Raw genomic sequence first — 17,256 nt, forward strand, 5'->3', positions numbered from 1 at the left:
ATTCTGTAATGAAATACGTTAATGCTTATGAATTAGAAAGGGGGCTATAACATTATGGTTGAATACGCAGGCTTAGTTGGAATTGACTTAAAACTCTTGGCGGCAACGATCGTTAACTTTATCATTTTCTTTTTGCTATTAAAAAAATTCTTCTACGAAAAAGTTAAAGATATTATTGCAAAAAGACAAGAGGATGTTTCGGCTGAAATCGTCGGTGCTACCGAAAAGAATGCCGCAGCAGCGAAATTAAAACAGGAATACGAAACATTATTGGCGGATATCCGTTCCAAAGAACGTGAAATTATTCGTGATGCAAATGTGGAAGCACAGGCTCAAAAACACGATATTATCGAAAAAGCTCATGCTGATGCAAAACTGATCATGGAAAAAGCCATGGCTGAAATTGAAGTTGAAAAACGTAAAGCGATGAATGAGGTTAAATCAAACATCGTGGATCTGTCACTCTTTGCAGCTGAAAAGATTATCCACAAATCCATGGATCAGAAACAGCATGAAAAGATGATTCTTGACTTTATCGATAAGGTAGGGGAAGCTAAATGAGTTTAGTAGCGAAAAGATATGCCCAGGCCTTATTCGACACTGCCGTCGATAAAAACATTGTTGATGGAATGTATGATGAGTTTTCTTCGGTCATTGATCTTTTCAAGTCTGAAGCCGGATTAATGAATCTGATGTTAACCCCTTCAATGAATACTTCTGAAAAGAAAGGTGTTCTTGGCCGGGTTTTTGGAGACTCATATAATCAGTACTTGAGAAATTTTTTAAACATTCTTTTGGATAAAAATCGTTTTGAATTTCTGTTAGAAATCCACGATACATTCAAACAGTTGGTGTTACCCTACAAAAACACAGTGGAAGCCCGGGTTCTAACCGTGGTACCCCTGGACGAAGCCCTTCGGGTCGCTTTGGAAGCCAACCTGGCCAAACGTTTTGATAAAAAGGTGATTCTTGAAAATGTCATCGATGATTCAATTCTTGGTGGTGCGGTGGTTTATGTTGGGGATCAGGTAATTGATGGGAGCATCAAAAATCAGTTAAGTCAAATGAAAACACAAATGAACAGTCTAAGACTACATTAAAAAGAGGTGAGTAAAGTTGAATCTCCGACCAGAGGAAATAAGTCAAATTATTAAAAATGAAATAGAGCGTTATCAAGATAAGCTTGAAGTCGTCGATGTCGGTACGGTCATTCAAGTTGGAGACGGGGTTGCCCGTGTTCATGGTCTTGAAAATGCTATGGCAGGTGAGCTTTTAGCTTTCCCGAACGAGGTTTACGGGATGGTATTAAATCTTGAAGAAGATAACGTCGGTTGTGTTCTTTTAGGTTATGATGATAACATCGTTGAAGGTGACATTGTTCGTTGTACCGGTCGTATTGTGGAAGTGCCAGTTGGTGACGCCATGATTGGCCGTGTTGTTAATGCTTTGGGTTTCCCCATTGATGGAAAAGGCCCAATTGCCACTGACCACCATCGTCCCGTTGAGGTTAAAGCACCTGGGGTAATCGAACGTGAATCAGTAAATCAACCGATCCAAACCGGATATAAAGCGATTGACTCGATGATTCCCATCGGCCGTGGTCAACGTGAGTTAATCATTGGTGACAGACAAACCGGTAAAACCGCACTGGCGATTGATACCATCATCAACCAGAAAGGTGAAGATGTTATCTGTATCTATGTTGCCATCGGCCAGAAAGAATCAACCGTTGCCCAGATCGTGGGACAATTGGAAGAAAACAACGCCATGGATTATACCATCGTTGTTTCAGCCAGTGCTTCACAATTGGCACCACTGCAATACCTGGCACCATACGCTGGGGTTACCATGGCGGAATATTTCATGAATGAAGAACAAAAAGATGTTCTGATCATTTATGATGATTTATCAAAACATGCGGTTGCTTACCGGGCCATGTCCCTGATTCTCCGTCGTCCACCAGGACGTGAAGCCTATCCAGGGGATGTATTTTACCTCCATTCACGGCTTCTTGAACGAGCTGCCAAGCTTAAAGCGGGCGGATCGATCACTGCTCTGCCAATTATTGAAACCCAGGCAGGTGACGTTTCGGCCTATATCCCAACCAATGTAATTTCGATTACAGATGGTCAGATCTTCCTGGAAGCTGAACTTTTCCGTTCCGGTATTCGTCCAGCCGTTAACCCGGGGATCTCGGTATCGCGAGTTGGGGGTTCCGCTCAGATTAAATCCATGAAAAAGGTTGCCGGACCACTGCGAATTGAGTACGCTCAATATCGTGAGTTGGCATCATTTGCCCAGTTTGGATCAGATCTGGACGAAGCGACCAAGGCTCAGCTGGCAAAAGGGGAACGAATCGTTGAGATCCTGAAACAGGATCAATATGATCCAATGAATGTTGAAGATCAGGTTCTGATTCTTTATGCAGCAACCAATGGTTTCCTTTTAGATATTGAAGTTAAAAATATTCGTGAGTTTGAAAAAGGTCTGATTGCATACGCCCAGAAGAATTATGCACAAATCATGGCTAAAGCAAAAGGTAAGGATGGCCTTTCGGATGAGGTTGTTGCAGGTTTTGCTGAATGTATTGAGGCTTATAAAAAAGTTTTCAGTAAATCTGTATAGATTGTCAGCGGAGGTGATTCTGAGTGGCAGAAAATGTACAAGATATTAAACGTCGGATAAAAAGTGTAAACAGTACAAAGCAAATCACCCATGCCATGGAACTGGTGGCTTCGGCTAAACTGCGAAAAAGCCGTGAACTGGCCGAAGGTCGTCGCCCTTATTTTGAGGCCATGATTGAAAGTATGGGACGCATTGTTGAAAAAAGTGGAAGCACCCGAAATGTTTTCATGAACCAGCGTGACGTTAAAAAAGTTGCCTATATTGTCCTGACTGGTGATAAGGGTCTGGCTGGTGGCTACAATGCCAATGTTTGCAAACTGGTTGAGGATCACATAACAAACAAAGAAGATGCTTATATTTATGCCGTTGGATCTCGTGGTCGGGATCATTTCAGAAACCGCGACTACACGATTCAGGGTGAATATCTCGGAATTTCCGAACGACCAAACTTTTTTAATGCCCGGGAAGTGGCGGCAGTAGTGATGGAAGGATTTAAAAAAGGTGACTATGACGAAGTTTATGTTGTCTACACCAAATTTATCTCTACCATTTCACAACATGCCAGCCTCATGAAATTACTTCCTCTCAGCGTGGAAGATCTCAAACCGGCAAAAAAAGTGGAAGCGGTCGAAAATGAAGGAAAAAGCAAAGATCTTACCGTCATGCTCTATGAGCCCGATCCGGAAGAGCTGCTAAATCAGCTGATTCCGAACTTTGTCAGTAGCACCGTCTATGGCGCAATGATCGAAAGTGCCGCCAGTGAACAAGGCGCCCGTCGAACCGCCATGGAATCGGCAACAACCAACGCCAATGAGATGATCGATGGTTTGACACTGAAATACAACCGTGTCCGTCAGGCAGCAATTACTCAGGAAATTTCTGAAATTGTTGGTGGGGCGGAAGCATTGAAATAATAACAATTTGCATAGGGCAGGATCACAATTCCTGCCAGACAGAAAATTATTAAGTGCAAATTAATTTGCACAAGGAGGTTATAGGGAATGGCCCAAAATATAGGGAAGGTTGTTCAGGTTATTGGACCAGTTGTCGATATCAAGTTTCAAAAAGATCAACTGCCAAAATTGAACAACGCAGTAAATATTGAACTCAATGGACACACCCTGGTTGTTGAGGTAGCTCAACAACTTGGAGATGACATTGTCAGATGTATTGCAATGGACTCTACAGATGGTCTGGTCAGAAATCAGGAAGCTGTAGATACTGGAGCATCAATTGCCGTGCCAGTAGGGAAAGCAACCCTTGGCAGAATGTTTAACGTTTTGGGTGAACCAATCGATGGAAAACCCTTTGATACGACTGGCGTGACGATGCACCCAATCCATCGTCATCCACCCAGCTTTGAAGAGCAACAAACCCAACCAGAAATGTTTGAAACCGGCATCAAGGTCGTTGACCTGATCTGTCCTTACGTTCGAGGTGGTAAAATTGGTCTGTTCGGTGGTGCTGGTGTTGGTAAAACCGTACTGATCCAGGAACTAATTAACAATATTGCAACCCAGCATGGTGGTTTATCCGTTTTTGCCGGTGTTGGTGAACGTACCCGTGAAGGAAATGACCTTTACTACGAAATGATGGAATCTGGGGTTATTGATAAAACATCCCTCTGCTTTGGTCAGATGAATGAGCCACCAGGAGCCAGAATGCGTATTGCCTTAACTGGTCTGACCATGGCAGAATATTTCCGTGATCAGGAAGGTCAGGACGTACTGCTGTTCATCGATAATATCTTTAGATTTACCCAGGCGGGTTCAGAAGTATCGGCGCTTTTAGGTCGGATGCCAAGTGCGGTTGGTTACCAGCCAACTCTGGCAACTGAAATGGGTGCCTTACAGGAACGAATTACCTCTACCAGCAAGGGCTCAATTACATCGGTTCAGGCTGTTTACGTACCTGCCGATGACTTAACTGACCCGGCACCAGCGACTACCTTTGCCCATCTGGATGCCACCACGGTACTTAACCGGGCCATCACCGAAAAAGGTATTTACCCAGCAGTAGATCCATTGGATTCCACTTCTCGTATTCTTGATCCCAAAATTGTTGGACAGGATCACTACGACACGGCTCGTGAAGTACAGGAAATTTTACAACGTTATAAAGAACTGCAGGATATTATCGCAATCTTGGGGATGGATGAATTATCAGACGCTGATAAAATTACCGTATCCCGAGCGCGAAAAATTGAGCGTTTCCTTTCTCAACCATTTAACGTTGCGGAACAGTTTACCGGTACTCCAGGGGTTTATGTAACCATTGGCGAAACAATCAAGGGCTTCAAAGAAATCCTTGAAGGAAAACATGATGATTTACCAGAAAGTGCCTTCCTGATGGTTGGGACGATCGAAGACGCAGTTGCAAAAGCAAAAAAAATCAAAGGTTAGTTGAGGTGAGTTTTAATGGCTGAAACGTTCAGATTAAAAATCATTGCTCCAACCGGTATCTTTTTTGACGATGATATCGAGCGTATTGTCATCCGGGGAACAGAAGGGGAGTTTGCCGTGCTTGCAGAGCATACACCGCTGACAACCTCAGTAGCCATTGGTACCTTTAATATTATTTTTGGCGATAAAAAAAGTAAAAGCGGCACCCTTTTAGGGGGCGTTGCCACCATTAATCCCAGAGAAACCATTATTTTAACCGATGCAGCTGAATGGCCGGAAGAAATTGATCTTAAACGGGCTCAGGAAGCAAAAGAGCGGGCACTACAACGTCTTAAGGACGACAAGTATGATGCGGCTCGGGCTCAGGCAGCTTTGGAAAGAGCAATTGCTCGTATCAATTCAAAAGAAGGTTTATAATTAAACAATTTATAATAAAAAGACCATCGGGATTCGATCAGGGATCCCGGCGGTCTTTTTTTATTGGGGCAAGTATTTTAATGCGCTTTTTTTTGTGCTATAATTCAAGTTGAAAGTTAAGACCATTGGGTGTCAATCGAGGAATGGTTAAATTGAGAATGAACAAGGCTGCAATGGAGAGAAAACTTAAGCGATCATGGCAAACGGAGGATAAAGAATGAATATTTGTATTATTGGTTTGGGTATTTTAGGAATAACCTACGGCTCGATTCTGTCCGACTCGGACGTCAATGTCATCTGTGTTGATACCGATGAGGAAACAATCGATATGTTATCCGAAGGCGAATTGCCAATTTATGAACCGGGCTTAAAAGCATTGGTGTCAACCTCAGTATCAACTGGCCGCTTGTACTTCAGTTCGAATATTCAAAGCGCTATCAAAAAAAGTGAGATTATTTTTATTACCTGTGAAGTGCCAACCAATGATCATGATTTTCCAGATCTGCGCTTTATGAAGCCGATTGCCCAGAGCATTGGCAACCATATGGAAACCCCGATAACGGTGGTGATTAAATCCACCGTTCCCCCGGGTACCTGTCAGATCATAAAACAGACCATTCAAAAAACGCTGGATGAACGGGAAGCAGATATTGCCTTTGATGTGATCAGCAATCCTGATTTTGCCCGGAAAGGTTCGATGATCAAGGATTGTCTGGTACCGGATATGGTGGTGATCGGATCGGATTCAAAAGCAGCAGTGGAACGGTTAAAAAGTGTTTATGACAGTCTTCACGTCCGGGAAGAGAATTATGTGATTACGGATCCCCAGAGCGCAGAAATGATCAAATATGGGGTCAACGCCTTTCTGGCCACCAAACTCTCGTTTATTAACGAGATGGCTTTGCTGTGTGAAAATGCCAATGCCAATATTCTCGATGTTTCCAATGGCATGGGTCGGGATGAGCGAATTGGTAAAGGCTTTCTGGAAGCCGGTCCGGGCTATGGTGGCAGCGATCTGCCTAAGGACTCCAAGGCCCTGGTGGAAATCGCTAAAGCCTATGGCGAAGATTTTATGGTGCTTAAAGGTGCCATTAAAGCCAATGAAAAACAGAAAAACAAGATGGTGGAAAAAATTAAGCGGACAATGGGCAATCTGGACGGAAAAACCATTGGCATTTTAGGTTTGTCCTACAAACCGGAAACGACTGACATGCGGGAAGCGCCCTCGATTAATATTGTTAAGGGTTTAGTTGCCGCTGGGGCCAGGATCCAGATTTATTGTCCGGAAGGAAATCAGGAAGCCAAATGGCGGTTACATAACGAAAAAGATGAGATTAGCTATTGTCACAATGTTTATGAAGCGGCTCAAGATGCCGATGCCCTGGTGCTGATTACCAGTTGGCGGGAGTTTAAAGGGATGGATCAGGAGCGGGTTCGCACGGTGATGAAAGATCGCTTTTTCTTTGACTTCAGAAATTTGTTTGGCGATGAACCGCCTAGAGGCTTTATATATTCAGGCTTGGGGATTCCAGAAAGGGAGATAAATTAGCATGAAAAAAGTACGCAAAGCGGTGATTCCAGCAGCAGGATTGGGTACCCGGTTTTTACCAATTACCAAGTCAGTGCCAAAAGAAATGCTGCCAATTGTGGATAAACCAACGATTCAGTATATCATTGAAGAGATTGTGGCATCAGGAATTGAGGAGATACTGATAATCAACGGCCGCAATAAAGACAGCATCATCAACCACTTCGATAAGGTGCCAGAACTGGAAGCGCTGTTAAAAGCCGGTGGCAAAACTGCGGCGCTGGAGCAGGTGGAAGCCATTACCAACATGGCAAAAATCTTTTCAGTGCGACAGAAAGAAGCCAAAGGTCTGGGGCATGCAGTCCTTTGTGCTAAAGAATTTGTGGGCGATGAACCCTTTGCGGTGGTTTTGGGGGATGATATTGTCTATAACGATGAAAACCCAGCCCTGATGCAAATGGTCGATGTTTACAATGCCTATGGAGCCTCAGTTATCGGGGTACAGCAGGTGGCGCCGGATCAGGTCGACAAGTATGGAATCGTATCCGGTGAGGCGGTCAGTGACCGGGTCTTTCAGGTTAACGATCTGGTTGAGAAACCGGCCATCGGCACGGCACCATCAACCCTGGCAATCCTGGGACGGTATATTATCACCCCGGGGATCTTTGAGGTGCTGGAGCACACTGGTAAGGGGGCTGGCGGTGAAATTCAACTCACCGATGGACTAAAAACCCTGGCCACCATGGAAAAAATGTTTGCCTACGACTTTGCTGGCAAACGCTATGATGTGGGTGACAAGCTGGGTTTTCTCCAGGCCACGGTGGAATATGGTTTAAGAGACGGTAAACTGGGTAAAGATTTTAAAAGGTATTTAGAAACCCTGTTAAACGACAAATAAACAGCCGATTCCGATTGGCATGAAAACGGGCCGATGCCCCGATTCAGAGACAGTCATCCGTAATGGATTGGAGAAAGGAACACGATGGACTATAAAAAAGCGTATCAAAACTGGTTAGATCAGTTGGAACTCAGTGGAGAACTCCGGCAGGAATTGGAAGCCATCACCGATGAGAAAGAAATTGAAGATCGCTTCTATACCGATCTGGAATTTGGCACCGGTGGCATGCGGGGGAAAATGGGTGCTGGCACGAACCGCATGAATATTTACACCGTCGCCAAGGTGACGTATGGCTTAGGAAAGTACTTGTTGCGGCAGGATATTCAGAACTGGGAAAAGGGGGTCGTCATTGCCTATGATTCCCGTCACAACTCCCGAAAATTTGCGGAAGCGGCCGCTGGGGTGCTGGGTAAAATGGGCGTTACCGCCTACCTTTTTGAAGAACTGCGGCCCACTCCGGAACTGTCATTTGCTGTCCGCGAGCTGGGAGCCGCTGGCGGGATTGTGATTACAGCGTCCCATAATCCCAAGGAATATAATGGGTACAAGGTCTATGGGCCCGATGGCGGTCAGATGGTAACCGCTTCGGCGGATGCCCTGATTGCCGAAATCGCCAAGATACCGGATGTTTTTGGCATTCCGATGATGACATTGGCAGAAGGCCGTAATCAAAAGGTCATCAAAATGGTTGGTGAAAATATGGATAATGCCTTCACGAAAGCGGTTACCGCTATTTGCAAGCCCAATCCCAACAGTGAATTGAAAGTTGTTTACACGCCACTGCATGGATCTGGTAATCAGCCGGTGCGTCGGGTGTTGGCAGAACTCGGTTATCGGCATGTGACGGTGGTACCAGAACAGGAATTGCCGGATGGCAATTTTACGACCGCACCCTATCCCAACCCGGAAGACCGATCTGTCTTTACCTTGGCCATGGCGTTGGCCGATGAATGTGGTGCCGATATTATTATTGGCACCGATCCCGACTGTGATCGGGTTGGTGTGGTAGGCCGAAATCAAAAAGGGGAGTTTGAAGTCTTTACCGGCAACCAAACCGGGGCCCTTTTGGTTGATTATTATCTTAAAACCCGCATCGATCTGCCGGATAACAAGGTGGTGATTAAAACGATCGTTACCAGTGAACTGGGTGGGCTTGTGGCCAAATCGCATGGTGCTGGCGTTTTAGATGTTCTGACCGGTTTTAAATACATCGGTGAATGCATGACTGATTTTGAACAAACCGGCGATTATACCTTTGCCTTTGGTTACGAAGAAAGTTATGGTTACCTGGCGGGCAATTATGCCCGGGATAAGGATGCCGTGGTTGCTTCAGCCCTGGTTTGTGAAATGACCGATTATTATAAGAAACAGGGTAAGACTCTTTACGAAGCCCTGATTGAGTTATATGAACAACATGGTTATTTTATCGAAGATGTGGTGGCCTTGACCCTTGAGGGAATCGAGGGGAAAACAAAGATTAATCAAATTATGGAAAAATTCAGACAAGTCAGCTTTCCAGGTTTTGCCGATGCCAAACTGATTTGTTTTAACGATTATGAAGCAGGCATCAGCACGGACATGGTTTCGGGAGTGAAAACAACAATTGATCTGCCCCGATCAAATGTTCTGAAATTTATTTTTGATGACTATTCCTGGTTTGCCCTGCGGCCATCAGGAACTGAGCCAAAACTAAAGATTTATTTCTCGGTAACCGGGAAGACTGCAAAAGAAGCTGGAGAAAAGAAGGATCTGCTTAAACAGCAGGTAACGGATTTAATCTAAGCGTTACAATCACAGGTGTTAGCAGAGTAAAAGAAGAAAAGAAAGGCGTTATCCCGATACTTGGGATAACGCCTTTATACGTTTAGGTTTGATAAGTTTTTATAATTAGATTTAGTAAAATAATCTGCACTAATTACTGCTCTCTGAAGACGCGTCATCGCCGCCGCTGCTATTGTCGGTGGTACCTGAATCCGTTGAGCCTGAATCACTGCCTGAATTGGAGCCCGATCCAGAGTCAGTACCAGTACCAGAAGCAGAGTCACCTGAACTGGAATCAGATCCCGAAGAACTGCCGCCCGAACTGGAAGCGCCCGAACCGCTGGAGCTTCCCGACGAACCGGACCCTGAGGACTCAGTGTTGGAATAGGATGATCCCGAACTGCTGGAGTTGGAATAGTCACTGCTGCTGTCACTGGAACTGGAATCAGTGTAGGATGAGGATGAGCCGGTACCTGCGAAGTAGGCAATGGCATCACTGATTTCCTTGACCCGGGCTGATGGCACATAAGCTGTATAGTTACTAGAACCCGAGCTGGTGCCTGATGAAACGCTGGTGTTTGAACTGGTGGTGGGAGCGCTGACGTTGGTTCGATTACCAGTACTGGCGGAGGTGCTGTCAGCGCTGGCGTTTTGTGTTGCGGTGGTAGAACTGCCGCTGGTTGATGCGGTGTCCGTTGTGGTGGTCGTCTGAACGGGTCCATAAATAAAGGCATGGAGGGCAATGACGTTATCCACCAGACTGGTTGGTACCACATAAGAAACACTGCTGATCATGGCGGTGGTTGCATGGGCGTCAGTAGGCAATCGGAACTCCAGAAATTGCTTGTCCGGAGAGTCTAAAAAGGCCTTGGCATAGGTTGTTATTTCGCTAATTGAAAGGGTGGTTTTGATGTAGGGATAGACCTTGCTTAATAGACTGAGGCCGGTGGTCATATCGATATTGAAGGCTTTGTCAGCAATTTGTCCGACAACTTCCCGCTGTCGTTCGGTTCGATGGAAATCATCGTCACTAAAGCGGTTTCTGGCATAGGCCAGGGCCTGAACCCCAGTGATGGTTTGAACACCCGTTGTTTCCAAATAGGGGTCAGCCTTGCCAACTTTGTCGTTGACATCGTCAATATATTTATTGGTCCATTCCAATACGTCTTCGTTCTGAACATTGACTTCGACCCCGCCCAGGGCATCAACGGTATCGACCATCGCATCGAAATTAACAATGACATAATCTTTAATGTTTAAATCAAAATTCTCGTTGAGGGTTTTAACAGCCAGTTCCGGTCCGCCATAGGCATAAGCAGCATTAATTTTATCAAGACTCTCATAGGTGTCTTTGGTTTCCGGTATCTGAACCAATAAGTCACGCATTACTGAGGTGACCTTGATGTTGCCGTTGCGGAAATCCATGGAGACGATCATAATCGTATCGGTACGATCCCCTTCAATGTCGCTGCGTCCGTCAACGCCAAAAACAGCAATATTGACGGTATCGATATCGAGGTCGTTATTGACGGCCAATTCGGTTTCATCCATCTTGGGTTCGGCGACCATTTCATTTATCTGGCTGATGGTATTAAAGCCATATACTAGTCCAGTGCCTATTAATGAGACGATCAAAAACAGGATGACTAAAATTATTTTCTTTTTCATGAAGGTTCCTTTCAAATTAGCGAACTAAAATCATATCAACCAATAATACCATAAATTTGCTTAAAAAAACATTGAATATTATTAAGGAAATAATAAATTGTGGGAAAAACAGGATTATGTGGGTAACGGAATAATCTTAAATACCTGAAAGAATCTAGAAAAAAATAGACTTTTATGGGGATATCAAGTATAATGACAATGAATTTTTATGGCTTAACTGCATAAAAACAGCGAAAAATCAGAAAAAAATAACAGTAAAAAGAATGATGAAATAAGGTGAAATATGAAAATTTTATTAACCGGTTCCAATGGACAGCTGGGTCGGGAGTTAACCCGGCAACTCGCGAAAAAAAAGATTGACTTTGTTGGATATGATATTCCCGAGTTTGATATTACTGATAAAGAAAAAATGACGGCCATTATTACCAGTGAACAGCCAACCGTGATCATCAATTGTGGGGCACTGACCAATGTGGACGGCTGTGAAACCCAAAAAGAATTGGCCATGGCCATTAATGCGACTGGCCCCCGATATTTAGCAGAAATCGCCCGGGATCGGGATATTGTGTTGGTTCAGGTTTCGACCGATTATGTTTTTGATGGGAGTGGGATTATTGAAGCAGGTGCGGTACGGCCTTATCGGGAAACCGATCCCACTGATCCCAAAACGGTCTATGGCGAAAGCAAAGCGGCTGGAGAAAAAGCCGTTTCTGAAATAGCGCCCAAGTATTTTATTGTCCGGACAGCCTGGCTGTATGGAGACGGCAACAACTTTGTTAAAACGATGCTGGAGCTGGCTTCAAAACATCCAAAATTGACGGTGGTCAATGACCAGATCGGTTCGCCGACCAGCACCGTTGATCTGGCGGCAGCGATTATTGATTTAATCCATACCGATCATTACGGCATTTATCACGGCACCTGTGAAGGACAATGCAGCTGGTACGATTTTGCCATCGAGATCTTCCGCTTATCAGGGATTGACATCCCGGTGGAGCCGGTAACCTCCGAGCAGTTTGTCCGGCCAGCGCCCCGACCTAAATACTCGGTGTTGGAGAACAAAGCGCTAAACGACCTGCAGCTGAACCTGTTCAGACCCTGGCAGATTTCCTTGGTCGAATATCTGGATAATTTAACGAAGTAAGCATTTAAAAGCGTACCCTTCATGGTTTTGCGGCAACCCGCCTCAGAACTTACGGTACGCCAGGAATCTGAAAATAATTTACAAGAGAAGAGGTTATTATGAAAGGTATTATATTAGCCGGAGGTTCCGGCACCCGACTTTATCCCATCACCCGGGCAGTGTCCAAACAATTATTGCCCATCTATGATAAACCAATGATTTACTACCCCCTGGCAACCTTGATGTTGGCGGGGATTAAAGATATTTTAATTATTTCCACACCCCACGATCTCCCGATGTTTGAACGACTTTTTGGTTCCGGGGAGGAATTGGGGTTGAATTTTGCCTATGAAGTCCAGGAAGCTCCCAATGGTTTGGCCGAGGCTTTTATTATCGGTGAAAAATTTATTGGGGACGACAGTGTTGCCTTGGTTTTAGGGGATAATATTTTCTATGGTCATGGCTTTACGGATACCATCAGAAAAGCGGCAGAGTTGCAAAGTGGGGCAGTTATCTTCGGATACCCGGTAACCGATCCGGAACGTTATGGGGTGGTTGAGTTTGCTAAAGATGGAACCGTCCTCTCCATTGAAGAAAAGCCGGCAAATCCAAAATCCAATTTTGCGGTGCCGGGGCTTTATTTTTATGATAATAAAGTAGTAGAGATTGCCAAAAATATCAAACCCTCGGAACGCGGGGAACTGGAAATTACCACAGTTAATGAAACCTATTTAAAACAGGGGAATTTAAAAGTGGAACTGTTTGGTCGTGGTATGGCCTGGCTCGATACCGGTACCCACGATAGTTTAATTGAAGCCTCCAATTTTGTTGAAACGATCCAGAAAAGACAGGGGCTTTATGTATGCTGTGTCGAAGAAATTGCCTACTTACGAAATTTTATTGATAAAGAACAGTTGTTAAAACTGGCAGAACCGCTGAAGAAAACAGCCTACGGTCAGTATCTGATTCAGCGTGCGACAGGCAAGTAGGTGGACTGATGGCAAAGATAAATGTAATTAAGACAAAAATTGACGGACTGGTGATCATTGAACCATCGGTTTTTGGCGACCATCGTGGTTATTTCATGGAAACCTACAATGAAGAAGAATTTCACAAAGCCGGTTTAACGATGCGCTTTGTTCAGGATAATGAATCTAAATCCGGTAAAGGCGTCTTACGGGGGCTGCATTTTCAGACCAAATTCTCCCAGGGAAAACTGGTACGGGTGACCCGGGGCGAGGTTTATGATGTCGCCGTCGATCTGCGAAATGGCTCACCCACCTATGGGCAATGGGCCGGGGTGTTGCTGACTGAAGCAAACAAGACCATGTTTTATATCCCGGAAGGCTTTGCCCATGGCTTTTTAGTGGTTTCTGACGAAGCCGTGTTTAACTATAAGTGCACTAATTTATATGCCCCGGAATATGATGGCGGAATTCGCTGGAATGATCCGGAAGTAGGGATCCAGTGGCCGCTGGATACAATCGATGAGGTGCTGCTTTCAGAAAAAGACGGACAGCTGCCCTTCTTAAGCGAGATCCGAGATAGCTTAAGATTTGAATAGATTGAATTTGATAGAGATAGAAATGGAGTAATCATGAAAACAGTATTAGTCACCGGTGGTGCCGGATTTATTGGCTCAAACTTTGTAAAATACATGCTCGATCAGCACCCGGATTATAAAATCGTTAATGTCGATGCGTTAACCTATGCTGGAAATCTGGAAAACTTAACGGATATTGAAAAGAATCCCAATTATGTTTTTGAACGTGGGGATATTGTCGACCGGCCGTTTATTCAGAATCTTTTTAACACCTATAATTTTGATACGGTCGTGAATTTTGCTGCCGAATCCCATGTTGACCGCAGCATTGAAGATCCGGAGATCTTTATTAAAACCAATGTGATGGGAACCCTGGTGCTTTTGGATGAAGCCAAAAATCACTGGCAAACCGGAAAAGATGACTGCGGCTACCCGACCTATCGGGACGGTGTTCGCTATCATCAGGTTTCCACCGATGAGGTTTATGGGGCCCTGGGAAAAACCGGGATGTTTACCGAAACCACCCCGATTGCGCCCAACAGTCCTTACTCGGCATCCAAGGCCAGTGCTGATTTGGTGGTCCGATCCTATGGACAGACCTTTAAGCTGCCAATCACCATCAGTCGTTGTTCCAATAATTATGGACCCTATCATTTTCCGGAAAAATTGATTCCGTTGATGATTTCTAACGTGGTGGCCTTAAAAAGCCTGCCGGTTTATGGCGATGGCATGCAGATCAGAGACTGGCTCCACGTTAAAGATCATTGCAGTGGCATCGACACCATCCTGGAAAAAGGGGTGGCTGGGGAAGTCTATAATATCGGCGGCAATAATGAAAAAGCGAATATTGAGATTGTCAATTTAATTATTGAAAATGTTGGGGAAATGCTCCGCTCCGGGAAATACCCAATTGATAATGATGGTTCAAAAATCAGCAAAGAACTGATTACCTATGTCGAGGATCGCCTGGGACATGACCGTCGTTACGCCATTGATAACACCAAAATCACCACTGAACTGGGCTGGGAACCATCCTATACCTTTGAACAGGGGATTGTTGAGACCATTGAATGGTATCTAAACAATCAGGAATGGCTGGAACAGGTGAAGTCGGGTGACTACCAGCAGTATTATCAAAATATGTACGGAAAAAAATAAAACTAAGAAAAAGTAGAATAGATGTAAATGAAAAAGCACAGTTTTTGTGCTTTTTCATTTAAAATAAGAATGAGGTGTCAGTTTGTATTTGTTTAAAGATTTAATGGATTATATCAGAGATTTGGTTGCAAATCGGAAACTGATTCAGAAATTTTCCATCAATGATTTTAAGTCCCGGTACGCCGGTTCGTTTTTGGGCATTATGTGGGCCTTTATTCAGCCGACGGTCACCATTGCCGTCTACTGGTTTGTTTTTGATATCGGTCTGAAATCGGCTCCGGCTGGCGGGATGCCGTTTATTTTGTTTTTAATCACCGGGATTATCGTCTGGTTTTTCTTTTCGGAATGTCTGGTTAATGGCACCAATTGTTTCAGGGAATACAGTTATCTGGTAAAAAAGGTAACCTTCAATATTAAAATATTGCCGACGGTAAAAATCATCTCCTCTCTTTATACCCACATCTTTTTTATTGCCTTTGCAGTGGTGATGCTGTTGTTATACAGTCAACCAATCAGCCTGCACTTTATTCAGATCCTTTATTATCTGATCTGTCTGATTGTCTTTTTAACCGGTTTGACCTGGGTAACCGCCTCGCTTCAACCCTTTTTCACGGATATTCTGCAATTTATCAATGTGGGCATGCAGGTATTGTTCTGGGGAACGCCGATTCTTTGGGATGTAAACATCTTTCCGGCAAACTTGCTGTGGATTCTAAAACTGAATCCTTTGTACTACATTGTCCAGGGCTATCGGGAAAGCTTTTTTGGAACCGGCTGGTTTTGGGAACATCCCGTGATGACAGCCTACTTCTGGGGCTTTAGCTTTGTATTGCTGCTAGTCGGAATCGCAGTGTATCGAAAATTAAGACCGCATTTTGCTGATGTCTTATAGAAAATATTGATCACGGATCAGTGGAGGAAATTATGTCAGATGTGGCAATAAAAATAGAAGACGTTACAAAAATATATCAGCTCTATCAACGGCCGATGGATCGCTTAAAAGAATCCATGAGCCTGTTTAAGAAAAAAGAATACCATCATAAATTTTACGCTCTGAATAATATCAATCTGGAAATTAAAAAGGGTGAATCGATTGGGATTGTGGGTAAGAATGGATCAGGAAAGTCGACCCTACTGAAGATTATATCCAGCGTTTTGACCCAGAGCAAGGGTAATGTGTATGTGGACGGCAAGGTATCCGCCCTGTTGGAACTGGGAACCGGATTTAATCCCGAATATACCGGCATTGAAAACATCTATTCCAATGGGCTGATCATGGGTTACAGCAAAGAAGAAATGGATGAACGGTTGGATGATATTGTCAATTTTGCGCAAATTGGCGAATACATTTATCAGCCGGTTAAAACTTATTCCAGCGGTATGTTTGCCCGGTTGGCCTTTGCTACCGCCATTAATGTTGATCCGGAAATACTGATTGTCGATGAGGTATTAGCGGTTGGTGATGCAAAATTCCAGATCAAGTGCATCAATAAAATGGAAGAATTCAAGGCCTCGGGAAAAACAGTGCTTTTTGTATCCCACACCCTGGAACAGATCAAACGTTTCTGTACCAAAGCGGTGTGGATTGATCAGGGTGAAATGCGGATGTTTGATGAGGTCACCCATGTCATTGATATGTACGAAAGTGAAATGCTCAGAGAATCGATGGAACAGAAGGCTCTTGAAGAGGGCAAACAGCTACAGGATAACTACGAAATTGAAGCCCATCTGGGAAAAATCACGGCCATGCATTGTAATAAAGAAACCTTGAACACCTTTGATGATTTTATAGTGGACATTGAGTATGAGCTGTATGATGATATAAAAAGCGAGCCGTTGGTGGGGGTGGCTTTTTATACCATCGACCGGCAATATATTTTTGGACCAAATACGCATTTGGATGGGGTGAAGATACCAAAAACAAAAGGAATCCATCATGTCCGTTATGTTGTGCCCAATCTACCACTACTGGGTGGAAAATACGAGGTTGATATCGGACTTTTTGCCAACAAGAGCATTGTCAATCTGGACTATGAAACAGCGGCCTTTGTAATTGCGGTAGTAGCCGATTATTTTACCGAGGGTCTGGTTCATATGGAACATCAATGGGAAATCATTTAGTTTAAAAGAAAG

General features: G+C 44.2%; 16 protein-coding genes. 15 read left to right on the forward strand and 1 reads right to left on the reverse strand.

Going from position 1 to position 17,256, the window contains the following annotated elements:
* The first annotated feature begins 54 nt into the window (after nucleotides 1-54).
* The 9 genes from atpF (at nucleotide 55) to B3F51_RS03030 (ending at nucleotide 9,652) form a co-directional block, all read left to right on the forward strand.
* On the forward strand, nucleotides 55-561 hold the full coding sequence (atpF, locus tag B3F51_RS02990; protein WP_070371628.1) for a F0F1 ATP synthase subunit B: 507 nt from the start codon (nucleotides 55-57) through the stop codon (nucleotides 559-561).
* A complete protein-coding gene (locus B3F51_RS02995) occupies nucleotides 558-1,100 on the forward strand; it encodes a F0F1 ATP synthase subunit delta (RefSeq protein ID WP_070371627.1) in 543 nt (180 codons plus the stop codon). The genes atpF and B3F51_RS02995 overlap by 4 nt, the downstream gene beginning before the upstream one ends.
* A 16-nt stretch (nucleotides 1,101-1,116) precedes the next feature.
* Entirely contained in the window at nucleotides 1,117-2,625 is a 1,509-nt protein-coding gene (gene atpA, locus B3F51_RS03000; protein WP_070371626.1) for a F0F1 ATP synthase subunit alpha, read from the forward strand.
* A gap of 23 nt (nucleotides 2,626-2,648) precedes the next feature.
* Nucleotides 2,649-3,539 carry an ATP synthase F1 subunit gamma gene (gene atpG / locus B3F51_RS03005; protein ID WP_250934386.1) on the forward strand — a complete coding sequence of 297 codons (891 nt, stop codon included), beginning with the start codon at nucleotides 2,649-2,651 and terminating at the stop codon, nucleotides 3,537-3,539.
* An 87-nt stretch (nucleotides 3,540-3,626) separates the two neighbouring features.
* The gene (gene atpD, locus B3F51_RS03010; protein WP_070371624.1) at nucleotides 3,627-5,027 is read left to right on the forward strand and encodes a F0F1 ATP synthase subunit beta; all 1,401 of its coding nucleotides are present in this window, start codon (nucleotides 3,627-3,629) and stop codon (nucleotides 5,025-5,027) included.
* Nucleotides 5,028-5,042: 15 nt separating this feature from the next.
* Nucleotides 5,043-5,444: an ATP synthase F1 subunit epsilon gene (gene atpC, locus B3F51_RS03015; RefSeq protein WP_070371623.1), complete on the forward strand. Its 402-nt coding sequence runs from the start codon at nucleotides 5,043-5,045 to the stop codon at nucleotides 5,442-5,444.
* Nucleotides 5,445-5,661: 217 nt separating this feature from the next.
* Nucleotides 5,662-6,993 carry a UDP-glucose dehydrogenase family protein gene (locus B3F51_RS03020; protein ID WP_148636760.1) on the forward strand — a complete coding sequence of 444 codons (1,332 nt, stop codon included), beginning with the start codon at nucleotides 5,662-5,664 and terminating at the stop codon, nucleotides 6,991-6,993.
* 1 nt (nucleotide 6,994) lies between these two features.
* A complete protein-coding gene (gene galU / locus B3F51_RS03025; RefSeq protein ID WP_286809365.1) occupies nucleotides 6,995-7,870 on the forward strand; it encodes a UTP--glucose-1-phosphate uridylyltransferase GalU in 876 nt (291 codons plus the stop codon).
* A gap of 84 nt (nucleotides 7,871-7,954) precedes the next feature.
* A complete protein-coding gene (locus B3F51_RS03030; RefSeq protein WP_286945400.1) occupies nucleotides 7,955-9,652 on the forward strand; it encodes a phospho-sugar mutase in 1,698 nt (565 codons plus the stop codon).
* A gap of 129 nt (nucleotides 9,653-9,781) precedes the next feature.
* Here B3F51_RS03030 and B3F51_RS03035 read toward each other — a convergent pair whose 3' ends face one another.
* Nucleotides 9,782-11,299, reverse strand: a complete 1,518-nt coding sequence (locus tag B3F51_RS03035) for an LCP family protein (protein ID WP_286945402.1) — start codon at nucleotides 11,297-11,299, stop codon at nucleotides 9,782-9,784.
* 283 nt (nucleotides 11,300-11,582) lie between these two features.
* Between B3F51_RS03035 and rfbD the strand changes: the two genes are divergently transcribed.
* The 6 genes from rfbD (at nucleotide 11,583) to B3F51_RS03065 (ending at nucleotide 17,244) form a co-directional block, all read left to right on the forward strand.
* The gene (rfbD, locus tag B3F51_RS03040) at nucleotides 11,583-12,443 is read left to right on the forward strand and encodes a dTDP-4-dehydrorhamnose reductase (RefSeq protein ID WP_286945404.1); all 861 of its coding nucleotides are present in this window, start codon (nucleotides 11,583-11,585) and stop codon (nucleotides 12,441-12,443) included.
* A gap of 98 nt (nucleotides 12,444-12,541) precedes the next feature.
* A complete protein-coding gene (gene rfbA / locus B3F51_RS03045; protein ID WP_070371617.1) occupies nucleotides 12,542-13,411 on the forward strand; it encodes a glucose-1-phosphate thymidylyltransferase RfbA in 870 nt (289 codons plus the stop codon).
* 8 nt (nucleotides 13,412-13,419) lie between these two features.
* Nucleotides 13,420-13,986, forward strand: a complete 567-nt coding sequence (rfbC, locus tag B3F51_RS03050; RefSeq protein WP_070371616.1) for a dTDP-4-dehydrorhamnose 3,5-epimerase — start codon at nucleotides 13,420-13,422, stop codon at nucleotides 13,984-13,986.
* Between the two features lie 33 nt (nucleotides 13,987-14,019).
* On the forward strand, nucleotides 14,020-15,123 hold the full coding sequence (gene rfbB / locus B3F51_RS03055; RefSeq protein WP_070371615.1) for a dTDP-glucose 4,6-dehydratase: 1,104 nt from the start codon (nucleotides 14,020-14,022) through the stop codon (nucleotides 15,121-15,123).
* An 82-nt stretch (nucleotides 15,124-15,205) separates the two neighbouring features.
* Complete coding sequence (locus tag B3F51_RS03060; RefSeq protein WP_139142364.1) at nucleotides 15,206-16,015, forward strand: ABC transporter permease; 810 nt, start codon at nucleotides 15,206-15,208, stop codon at nucleotides 16,013-16,015.
* Between the two features lie 32 nt (nucleotides 16,016-16,047).
* The gene (locus tag B3F51_RS03065; protein ID WP_286945405.1) at nucleotides 16,048-17,244 is read left to right on the forward strand and encodes an ABC transporter ATP-binding protein; all 1,197 of its coding nucleotides are present in this window, start codon (nucleotides 16,048-16,050) and stop codon (nucleotides 17,242-17,244) included.
* The last annotated feature ends 12 nt before the right edge of the window (nucleotides 17,245-17,256 follow it).

The organism is Acetobacterium sp. UBA5834 (genome assembly GCF_002435675.1).
GTDB classification, from domain to species: Bacteria; Bacillota; Clostridia; order Eubacteriales; family Eubacteriaceae; genus Acetobacterium; species Acetobacterium wieringae.

Excerpts from the sequence above, each read along its gene's own strand:
- rfbD (WP_286945404.1), top strand. The coding sequence starts at position 11,583 with ATGAAAATTTTATTAACCGGTTCCAATGGACAGCTGGGTCGGGAGTTA.
- rfbA (WP_070371617.1), top strand. The coding sequence starts at position 12,542 with ATGAAAGGTATTATATTAGCCGGAGGTTCCGGCACCCGACTTTATCCC.
- rfbB (WP_070371615.1), top strand. The coding sequence starts at position 14,020 with ATGAAAACAGTATTAGTCACCGGTGGTGCCGGATTTATTGGCTCAAAC.
- B3F51_RS02995 (WP_070371627.1), top strand. The coding sequence starts at position 558 with ATGAGTTTAGTAGCGAAAAGATATGCCCAGGCCTTATTCGACACTGCC.
- rfbC (WP_070371616.1), top strand. The coding sequence starts at position 13,420 with ATGGCAAAGATAAATGTAATTAAGACAAAAATTGACGGACTGGTGATC.
- B3F51_RS03035 (WP_286945402.1), bottom strand. The coding sequence starts at position 11,299 with ATGAAAAAGAAAATAATTTTAGTCATCCTGTTTTTGATCGTCTCATTA.
- galU (WP_286809365.1), top strand. The coding sequence starts at position 6,995 with ATGAAAAAAGTACGCAAAGCGGTGATTCCAGCAGCAGGATTGGGTACC.
- atpD (WP_070371624.1), top strand. The coding sequence starts at position 3,627 with ATGGCCCAAAATATAGGGAAGGTTGTTCAGGTTATTGGACCAGTTGTC.
- atpC (WP_070371623.1), top strand. The coding sequence starts at position 5,043 with ATGGCTGAAACGTTCAGATTAAAAATCATTGCTCCAACCGGTATCTTT.
- B3F51_RS03065 (WP_286945405.1), top strand. The coding sequence starts at position 16,048 with ATGTCAGATGTGGCAATAAAAATAGAAGACGTTACAAAAATATATCAG.
- B3F51_RS03020 (WP_148636760.1), top strand. The coding sequence starts at position 5,662 with ATGAATATTTGTATTATTGGTTTGGGTATTTTAGGAATAACCTACGGC.
- atpF (WP_070371628.1), top strand. The coding sequence starts at position 55 with ATGGTTGAATACGCAGGCTTAGTTGGAATTGACTTAAAACTCTTGGCG.
- B3F51_RS03030 (WP_286945400.1), top strand. The coding sequence starts at position 7,955 with ATGGACTATAAAAAAGCGTATCAAAACTGGTTAGATCAGTTGGAACTC.